The following is a 5,208-nucleotide window of genomic DNA, read 5'->3' on the forward strand; positions in this document are numbered from 1 at the left end:
TAAAAGAAAATATTTTCTCTCTTGGTCGATTGGATATGGCGAGGAGACCCGCTCTTATCAGAGCCGCTTCGCTAACGCCATCCCACCCTACGGGAAGCTGCGCTAACGACCGCTTGTTTCTCCTTCAAAGGAGAGGCTTTAAACCTTAATTATTCGGTAAAAATCAAAAATCAAATCAATTATTTCTCCCTGTTGCCTGTTGCCTCTTTTCTGGAGATGTCTAATAGTTGCCATTAAGGCAACATTGACTCCCAAGATTGACCAAATTGCTTCACAATAAAAAGTACATATAGTCAAGGAATAAGGAGTAGACCATGCGACTACTACACACCATGCTGCGAGTCAACAACCTAGAAGAATCCCTGAAATTCTACTGCGATGTCCTCGGCATGAAACTATTGCGCCAAAAAGACTATCCAGGTGGTGAATTTACTCTAGCTTTTGTTGGTTATGGCGATGAGTCAGACCACACGGTACTCGAATTAACATATAACTGGGGCAAAGACCAATACGACTTGGGCGATGCTTATGGCCATATCGCTTTGGGCGTTGATGATATTTATGGCACTTGCGAACAAATAAAAGCACAGGGAGGTAAAGTGACTAGAGAACCAGGGCAAATGAAACATGGGTCCACAGTTATTGCCTTCATTGAAGACCCAAATGGGTATAAAGTAGAACTAATTCAATTAAGCTCTCGTAGCAGTAATTCAGAAAAAGAAGTTGCAGTTAGCGCTCATTGAAGAAGGCTGAAGGCATAGGGGAGTAGGGGAGTAGGGGAGTAGGGGAGTAGGGAGCAAATTTAAACTTTTTTCCCCTATTCTCTAATTGAATCTCCTGATTTCTGTAAGTCCCCCTACTGAAGGCTTCCCTATCTGAAGACTACAGCCAAAAGCACATACCGCCTTTCAACAATTATTAATTATTAGAGGATTGATCCTTAAGGAAAAAATTTATTCTCTTGGTCGATAGTCGGCCAGCGCAGAAAACCTGCGCCATCCCACCCTAACGGGAAGCTCCGCTAACGACAGCTTTTTTCCCCTTGAAAGGGGAGGCGGAATTAGCTGAATTATTTAATTATTAATTATTCAGTAAAGATACCATAAGGTTTCTATATAGTGTTTCTCAGGTTAGCGAGGTAAAGTTATCTTTTTTCTTTGTATTTCCCTGTTGCCTGTTGCCTTCCGGAGCTGTTGCCTAAAACCCAGAATTGTGTAACCCACAAGTATGAGAATTGCTATATCAAGTTTTATAGGAAAAAATTTAAAATAGTCCAAATGCAGCCAACCGACCCAAGTAAATTTACAGAACAAGCCTGGGATGCCATAGTCAAATCACAGGACGTTGCCCGACGTTACCAAAACCAACAACTAGAAGTAGAACATCTAATCATTGCTCTTTTAGAACAACAGGGTACAGCCAATAAAATTTTAAACCGCGTTGGCATAGAACCAGAAAATCTCCTCCAACAAATAGACTCTTTTGCCAAACGCCAACCCAAAGTGGGTAGTATCGAACATCTCTATCTAGGGCGCAGTCTGGAAATTTTTCTAGACCTCGCTGATGAAGCTAGAGAAAAATGGGAAGACAAATTTATTGCCGTCGAACACCTCCTACTCGCCTTTTACCAAGACAAACGCCTTGGCAATAAACTCCTCAGTGGAGGTACTCCCCAACTACCAACTCGCCCTGGTTTTGAGCGCCCCCAAACCTCACCCAAAGTTGAATTTGAACAACTAGAAGCAGCAATTAAAGCAGTTCGTGGTAGTACCAAAGTCGAAGACCAAAACCCAGAAGCTAGTTATGATGCTTTGGCAAAATATGGGCGCGACCTCACAGAGTTAGCTAAAGCAGGTAAACTTGACCCTGTTATTGGCAGAGATGAAGAAATTCGGCGCGTGGTTAGTTGTTTATCCCGTCGGACAAAAAATAATCCCGTACTTATTGGAGAACCAGGAGTTGGAAAAACAGCGATCGCTGAAGGTTTAGCTCAACGCATTGTTAATGGTGATGTACCGGAGTCTCTTAAAGAACGACAACTCATTGGTCTTGACATGGGAAGTCTCATCGCTGGGGCAAAATTTAGAGGGGAATTTGAAGAAAGACTCAGATCGGTTTTGCGAGAAGTAACCAACTCTGACGGTCAAATTGTTTTATTTATCGACGAACTACATACTGTTGTTGGAGCAGGTTCCAGTGGCGGTACGGGTTCGGGTGTAGATGCAGGTAACCTCCTCAAACCAATGCTTGCTCGTGGAGAACTTCGGTGTATAGGAGCTACAACTATTGATGAATATCGTAAACATATAGAAAAGGATGCTGCTCTGGAACGTCGGTTTCAAAAGGTAGAGGTTGGTCAACCAAGTGTAGAGGATACTATTTCTATTTTACGGGGGTTGAAAGACCGTTACGAAACTCACCATGGTGTAAAAATTACTGATGCTGCTTTGGTTTCTGCTGCAACTCTTTCTAACCGTTATATTTCTGACCGCTTTTTGCCAGATAAGGCGATCGACTTGGTAGATGAAGCTGCTGCTCAACTAAAAATGGAAATTACTTCTAAACCTGAAGAACTGGAAGCTATTGATAGACGTATTATGCAGTTGGAAATGGAGAAACTTTCTATAGAGGGAGAATTGCAAAGCAGCAAAAAAGATCAAAATTCTGAACCTACCCCACCTGTGAAAGTTTCTCCAGCATTGCAACGCATTACAAATGAAATTAATGTCTTGAAGCAAAAGCAGGAAAAATTTTCTTCTAAATGGTCTGGGGAAAAAGAATTGTTAAATACAATTAATTCCCTTAAAGCAGAAGAGGATAAATTAAAAGTACAAATAGAACAGGCAGAACGAGCTTATGACCTGAATACCGCAGCTCAATTAAAATACGGTCAACTCGAAACTGTACATCGCGATCGCGAAGCTAAGGAAGCAGAATTATTAAAGGTTCAAGCTCAAGGTTCGTCTCTCCTCCGAGAACAAGTTACGGATGCAGATATTGCCACTATCGTTGCTAAGTGGACGGGTATTCCGGTAAATCGTTTATTGGAGTCGGAACGCCAGAAGTTACTACAGTTGGAAAAACATTTACATCAACGGGTAATTGGGCAGTCGGAAGCGGTGGAAGCTGTAGCTGCAGCTATTAGACGTGCTAGAGCAGGGATGAAAGACCCAGGGCGGCCTATTGGTTCGTTTATGTTTCTCGGTCCTACTGGAGTTGGTAAAACAGAATTGGCGCGAGCTTTGGCACAGTTTTTGTTTGACCGGGATGATGCTTTAGTCCGCATTGATATGTCGGAATATATGGAAAAACACGCTGTTTCTCGGTTAGTAGGGGCACCGCCTGGATATGTGGGTTATGACCAAGGGGGTCAGTTATCGGAGGCAGTAAGAAGACATCCTTATTCTGTGCTGCTGTTTGATGAAGTTGAGAAGGCTCACCCGGATGTATTTAATATATTGTTGCAGGTATTGGATGATGGTAGGATTACTGATTCTCAGGGGCGGGTAGTTGATTTTAGTAATACTGTAATTGTAATGACGAGTAATATTGGTGGTGAGTATATTTTGGATGTGGCGGGGGATGACTCTAAGTATGAGGAGATGTATAAACGGGTGATGGGGGGGTTGCGAAAACATTTTCGACCAGAGTTTTTAAACAGGGTGGATGAGATTATATTGTTCCATACTTTAAGGAAGAGTGAATTACGGCAAATTGTGGAGATTCAAGTGAAGAGAATTGAACGATTATTAGGGGAACAAAAGATTAGTTTGAAATTAACTCCTGCGACTTTAGACCACATTGCTGAAGTGGGATATGACCCGGTTTATGGAGCGCGACCTTTGAAACGAGCAATTCAAAAAGAATTAGAAAATCCTCTGGCAAATTTGATTTTAGAGAATAAGTTTGTTGGTGGGGATGTTGTGGTAATTGATTGTGTAGATAGTGGTTTAGTGTTTGGGAAAAAGGATGAGTTAGAATTGGTGAAAAGTTAATAATAAATAACAGTGCGAGCTTCTAGCTCGCTAGTAACAATTATTAGGCAAAAGTGTTAATGAACAGCAGAACAACTTTTAGCAGCAGAACTAAATAATGAAAAAATTGCAAGAGACAATTTACAGAATATGCGGTTAATTAGGTAAAAGGGGTATGGCGATCGCTAGTTTTCCCTCTAGTAATTATGCTAGATGCTAGTAGATAATGTACTTTGTTTCATCACCCCTTTGATCAAAAAAATATAGAATATTGGTTAATGGTACATAGACATTTTCTATATAAAAAAAGGCTAGTTTTTGATATTAATTTAGTCATTTTATTACACTTTTTTTGGTAATTTATATGGCACTCAAACCTCTAACTTCTGTGGGCTTATTATTTATTAAGCAGACCTTAATTACCTGATTGTCAAAAAGCAATTAAAGCGGTCTTACTCAACTCATCTTAGGGAGATATAATACCATGTTTTAATATATGGTATTGTCTTTTCTTAAAATATCAAGCTTTTCTTCCAGTTGAACTGTTAAATGTTCAAGTTGAGTATCTGAACTCAATTGTTGTCGTCCAGTTTGAGCAATTTTCAGCAATTGTGTACCAGAAACTTGTTCTTGTTGTTGCCAAATTTGTCTGAAGTTAGGAAATTGGAGTAAACTATTTTTCCAATGACTAAAAGCATTTAGAGAGGAACGAATTCCGCCTGCATATTGGGGATAAGATTTAACCAAAGGTGAAAGAAAATAAGGATAGTATTCTACACCAATTGAAGAACACCAATCTTGCCATTTAAACAGTAAAATTCTCGGACTGGTAATAATAGGAATCCAAGGCACCCTAAAAGTATCAGCGATAATTGCACCATGCATTGCTTCAGCTAGTAAAACTTCTGTTTGGCTAATAGTAGATAAAATCTCATCTACTGAGGAGCGGGGATCTAAATAATGAAATCCGATTTGTTCACATATATTCTGCCAGATTTCTTCTGCAAAAGTGGCATGATGAATATGTGGCATATAAGTAAAACGATAAATTTTTTGCAGTGAAGGTTGATATAAACGTCTCGTTAAAATTGCCCCATCTGTGATTGCTAAATCAGGAGATAAACCTAACTTTTTAGCAGATAATTTTCCTCGAACACAGTACAATTTCCAATTTTTATCTAAAGTTTTTAATGGCTGTTCATAACCTACACCTGTACTAAAAATAATTAAACGA

At 39.8% G+C, this 5,208-nt stretch carries 3 protein-coding genes; 2 read left to right on the plus strand and 1 reads right to left on the minus strand.

Features of this window, described 5'->3' with window-relative positions:
- The first annotated feature begins 314 nt into the window (after positions 1–314).
- Entirely contained in the window at positions 315–743 is a 429-nt protein-coding gene (gene gloA / locus F6K13_RS17075) for a lactoylglutathione lyase (RefSeq protein WP_124144630.1), read from the plus strand.
- Positions 744–1,277: 534 nt separating this feature from the next.
- Positions 1,278–3,995 carry an ATP-dependent chaperone ClpB gene (clpB, locus tag F6K13_RS17080; RefSeq protein WP_124144629.1) on the plus strand — a complete coding sequence of 906 codons (2,718 nt, stop codon included), beginning with the start codon at positions 1,278–1,280 and terminating at the stop codon, positions 3,993–3,995.
- 468 nt (positions 3,996–4,463) lie between these two features.
- Here the strand turns inward: clpB and F6K13_RS17085 are convergent.
- The coding region (locus F6K13_RS17085; RefSeq protein WP_287287877.1) for a polysaccharide pyruvyl transferase family protein at positions 4,464–5,208 on the minus strand (745 nt) is incomplete at its 5' end.

This window comes from Okeania sp. SIO2B9 (assembly GCF_010672505.1).
In the GTDB taxonomy this organism is placed as follows: domain Bacteria; phylum Cyanobacteriota; class Cyanobacteriia; order Cyanobacteriales; family Microcoleaceae; genus Okeania; species Okeania hirsuta.